Raw genomic sequence first — 4,357 nt, 5'->3', positions numbered from 1 at the left:
ACGGCGCGCGTGCCCTTCTTGTCCACGTTCTTGTCGACCACGGTCACGGCCGGCTCGGCCAGGATGGACAGCGAGGGGTAGACGAAATCCACCTTGCTGCCGAACTCCTTCTCCAGCAGGTAGGCCTCGTTCTCCCTGCTGATGAACACGTCGCCCTGGTTGCGCTGCGCGAAGGTCACCGAAGAACCGCGCGCGCCCGTGTCGAGCACCGGCACGTTGGCGTACAGCCGGGAGATGAACTCCTTGGCCTTCGCGTCGCCGCCGTACTTTCGCTTGGCGAATTCCCAGGCCGCCAGGTAGTTCCAGCGGGCGCCGCCGGAGGTCTTGGGGTTGGGCGTGATGACCTTGACGTCGGGGCGGACCAGATCGTCCCAGTCCTTGATGTTCTTGGGGTTGCCGGCACGGGTCACCAGCACGATGGTGGAGGTGTATGGCGAGCTGTTGTGCGGCAGGCGCTTCTGCCAGTCCCTGGGGATGTAGCTGCCGTTGGTGTGCAGCGCGTCGGTGTCGCCGGCCAGGGCCAGGGTGGCGACGTCGGCGTCCAGGCCGTCGATGATGGAACGGGCCTGCTTGCCCGAGCCGCCGTGGCTTTGCTTGATGGTCACGTCCTGGCCGGTCTTGCCCTTCCAGTACTTGGTGAACGCGGCATTGACCTCGACGTACAGCTCGCGGGTCGGGTCGTAGGACACGTTGAGCAGGGTCACTGGGGCGGGCTGGGCCCAGGCGGTACCGGCGGCGCTCGCCAGCGCGGCGGCTGCGATGAGCGAAGTGGTGAAGTGGCGGCGGGTGTTCATGGTGTTGCTCCGGATGGGGTGATCAAGGGAGCGGATCATGAAAGCAGGTCATCAAAACTGGAATGAATACGTTTTCAGTTGTTTATTACCAAATCAACTGAACAACCTCACCACAGCCGTCTATCACTTTCATTCGGACAATCAAATGGCCTTAAATGATAGTTTTTGACAAACTACCAGCCACTACCGATTGCCTCGCTGGAGACCTGTCATGACCGCCCTGATCCGCCAAGTCCGCCCCGTCTGGTTGCAGATGCAGCAGCTGGAACTGCCGGTGCCACCGCATGCGCTGCGCAACGCCCTGCTGGCCCTGGGCGCGGGCCTGCTCGTCATGGCTGGGCTGGCCGCAGGCAGCACCTTCTGGACCCCCACCCGCCTCTGGTGGGACGCCACCGGCGCCAGCAGCGGCATGACGGCCGGCGTGCAGGCCTCGTTCCTGGCGGCCATGGCCACCGCGGTGGGCGCCCTGCCCGTCTTTCTGGTGGAGCGCCTGGGCAAGCGGCAGGAAGCGGCCTTCATGGCCTTCGCCGCGGGCGTGATGCTGGCCGCGGCCTTCTTCGCGCTGCTGCTGCCCTCGCTGGACGCAGGCCGCGCGCTCATGGCCACCACGGGTGCCGGCGCAGCCGGCCTCACTGCTCTGGGCCTGGTCCTGGGCATGGCGCTGATGCTCGCCATCGACCGCGTCACCCCGCACGAACACGCGGTGCTACCACCCGCCGCTGCTGGCCACGCGATGCATCTGGCGAACGATCACACCGCCGGCCAGCGCGCATGGCTGATGGTGCTGGCGATCCTGATCCACAACGTACCCGAAGGCCTGGCCGTAGGCGCGGCCTATGCGGGCAGCGCGCTGGGTATCGATGGTGGGGTGGCGGTGAATGCAGGTGCCCCGGTGGCGCTGGCGATCGGCCTGCAGAACATGCCCGAGGGCTTGATCGTGGCCATGGCCCTGCGCACCCTGGGCCAGAGCACCGGCCGCTCGTGGGCGGTGGCGGCGCTGTCGGGTCTGGCCGAACCCTTCGGCGCCATCGTCGGCCTGGCAGTGCTCGGCAGCGTGCCGGCCCTCTACCCGGTGGGCCTGGCGGTCGCGGCCGGCGCCATGCTGTTCGTGGTCAGCCACGAAATCATTCCCGAGACGCACCGCAACGGCTTCGAGGGCATGGCATCGGTCACGCTGATGGCGGGTTTCATCTTCATGATGCTGCTCAACTCGATGGTCTGAGCAACGAAGAAGCCATCTGGCACCGATGCCCTGGGCGGGCAGGGTACCTGCAAAGAATCAGGTACGAAAAACCGCCATCAGCGAAATGAGATCGGCGGACTGTCTCTTGAGGCTTTCAGAGGCTGCTGCGCTTTCCTCCACCAGTGCGGCGTTCTGCTGCGTACCCTGGTCCAGGGACACCACGGCCTGGTTGATTTCACGAGCACTCATGGCTTGCGCGGTGCTGGACGTGTTGATCTCTGCAATCAGCTGACTGACCTGGTTCACCTGTCCCACGATTTCACTCATGGTCTTGCCAGCCACCTGAACCAGCGACTGTCCTTCGTCCACACGTTCGACCGAAACGTCGATAAGGGTCTTGATCTCTTTCGCAGCCTGTGCGGAACGTTGTGCCAACGAGCGCACCTCCCCTGCCACAACAGCAAACCCGCGCCCCTGCTCTCCGGCCCGTGCGGCCTCGACTGCGGCATTGAGCGCAAGGATGTTGGTCTGAAAGGCGATGCCATCGATCACAGCGATGATCTCGGCCATCTTCCGGCTGCTGTCGGTGATTCTCTGCATGGTCTCCACCACCTGAGCCACCACAGATCCACCGTCGTTTGCCACATTCAGAGCCGAACCAGACAACTGGGCGGCACTGCTGGCCGTTTCAGCGCTGCGTGCGATGGCATCCACCATTTGCTGCATGGATGCCGAGGTCTCCTCCAGAGACGCGGCCTGCGACTCTGTGCGAGTTGAAAGGTCTGCGTTGCCGCTGGCGATCTCTGCCGATGCGGTCGCCACGTTTTCAGCCGACTCGCGAACGCCGGACACAAGCTCAAGCAACCGCTTGCGCATGTCGTTCATGGATTGCACCAGATCACCCACCACATCACGAGAGGGCACCTCCATCGATTTCGTGAGATCGCCTTCGGCGACCGTGCGGGCAAAGTCGGATGCCCTGCGCAGGGGTTGCACGATTGCACGGTGGGTCGCCCACGACAACAGCACGGACACGGAAACCGCCACCACCATGACGACCAGCAGGAACATGGCACCGCCCAGAGCGGATTCCTGGTTGGAACTCACCAGGTTCGCCACACCTGCCTTCTCGGCCGTGACCATGTCGCGCAAGAGCTTGGAGGCATTCGCATACTCGGCGTCCAGAGTAAACACGAAGCTGGCCGCCGTGGCCACCCCAGCGCTCTTGATGTCCAGCGTCTCGCGGACGGTCTTGTCATAGACATCGAACACCTTTGACAGCTCCGCCACCTGGGTGCGCTGCTCGGTCGATATGCCCGGGTCGTCCGCGACACTCTGGAGCTCTTTGCGGTACTGGTCCAGCTCTTTCAAGATGCGGCTGTCCAGTTCCGCAATGCGTTCGGCCTTCTGCCCAATGGACTCCCAGGACAGCGTCTGCATGACCTGCCCCTGAAGCCCCTTGATCGCGCCATCCAATGCCTGGATGCGCTCCATTCTGGGCATGTTGACCTCATTCATGGCGCGCTGCGCCTCCAGCAGGCGCATACCGAGCCAGGTGGTCAGCAAGGCCACGATGACCAGGGAGGTGATCGCCACCAAAGGCGCAAGTGATAGCTTGGCACCCAAAGAGAGCCGGTTGAGCAGTTTCATGACATCTTTCCGAACGACAGCATTGGAATCTTGCGATGCGCCGCGAGCACCGCAGCAGCGTGTGCTGCACGCGGTGCGCGCTTAAAACAAGCAGCTCAGCGATAGATGCCGACGCCAATCAGACCTTTTCCATCCGGGGTCTGGCGAACGTACGAGCTCTTTCCTTCAACCTTCTTGGTTTGCGGATGGGCCCAGTCGTAGTCCACCCAGCCCGTTCCCTTGGCCACGACCTCCTTCATGGCAGGGAAGATGGCCTTGCCGTTGGCGTCCTTCATGTTGCTCATGTCGCGACCCACCAGCTTGTCGTTGGCCCCATGGGCGATGAAGGTGCCCTTGGTATCAAAGACGAACACATACAGGTCCTTCTTGACCCAAGTGGCCTTGTCTTTGGTGAAGTCGTCCAATGCTTTGGTGTCCCCGGCCTTTTTCATGTGGTCAAAAGCCGCGTTGACCATCTGCATGGCTTCATCTTTGCTGCCGCGATCTTCGGCCAAAGCAGGGGAACCCATTGCGAAGAGAGCAACGGTGGTGAACACGGCGGACAAAGCATGACGACGAATCATTTGTAAGCTCCGAAATTGGTAAAAAAGTTGTGGGCTCGCTCACAACGCGGCCTCACTGCGACGTTGGTCGTGCCAGAACTATCGACCCAAGTCCCGCTGGCTTTAGCCGGAAACAACACGGGCAAACACCCGCAAATCCCATCTCGGAAGGTAGCGGGCAGCTGCCC

At 62.6% G+C, this 4,357-nt stretch carries 4 protein-coding genes; 1 reads left to right on the top strand and 3 read right to left on the bottom strand.

The genetic code is table 11. The annotated features are described in order from the left end of the window. Positions 1-794 (bottom strand): sulfate ABC transporter substrate-binding protein (locus HFL01S_RS24255; protein WP_066263896.1); only part of this gene is annotated, 794 nt, incomplete at its 3' end. Positions 795-1,005: 211 nt separating this feature from the next. On the opposite strand from HFL01S_RS24255, the gene HFL01S_RS24250 reads away from it, so the two are divergent. Next, a complete protein-coding gene (locus tag HFL01S_RS24250; RefSeq protein ID WP_066263894.1) occupies positions 1,006-2,016 on the top strand; it encodes a ZIP family metal transporter in 1,011 nt (336 codons plus the stop codon). A 57-nt stretch (positions 2,017-2,073) separates the two neighbouring features. Here HFL01S_RS24250 and HFL01S_RS24245 read toward each other — a convergent pair whose 3' ends face one another. Beyond that, positions 2,074-3,627 (bottom strand): methyl-accepting chemotaxis protein, encoded by a 1,554-nt coding sequence (locus HFL01S_RS24245; RefSeq protein WP_066263892.1) that lies wholly within the window; start codon positions 3,625-3,627, stop codon positions 2,074-2,076. A gap of 95 nt (positions 3,628-3,722) precedes the next feature. After that, on the bottom strand, positions 3,723-4,190 hold the full coding sequence (locus HFL01S_RS24240; RefSeq protein ID WP_084383628.1) for a cache domain-containing protein: 468 nt from the start codon (positions 4,188-4,190) through the stop codon (positions 3,723-3,725). Between the last annotated feature and the right edge of the window lie 167 nt (positions 4,191-4,357).

Source organism: Hydrogenophaga flava NBRC 102514 (assembly GCF_001571145.1).
Taxonomy (GTDB): domain Bacteria; phylum Pseudomonadota; class Gammaproteobacteria; order Burkholderiales; family Burkholderiaceae_C; genus Hydrogenophaga; species Hydrogenophaga flava.
This window is presented reverse-complemented; position numbering and strand designations above follow the sequence as displayed.

Coding starts and splice junctions, on each gene's coding strand:
- HFL01S_RS24250 (WP_066263894.1), top strand. CDS start 1,006: ATGACCGCCCTGATCCGCCAAGTCCGCCCCGTCTGGTTGCAGATGCAG.
- HFL01S_RS24245 (WP_066263892.1), bottom strand. CDS start 3,627: ATGAAACTGCTCAACCGGCTCTCTTTGGGTGCCAAGCTATCACTTGCG.
- HFL01S_RS24240 (WP_084383628.1), bottom strand. CDS start 4,190: ATGATTCGTCGTCATGCTTTGTCCGCCGTGTTCACCACCGTTGCTCTC.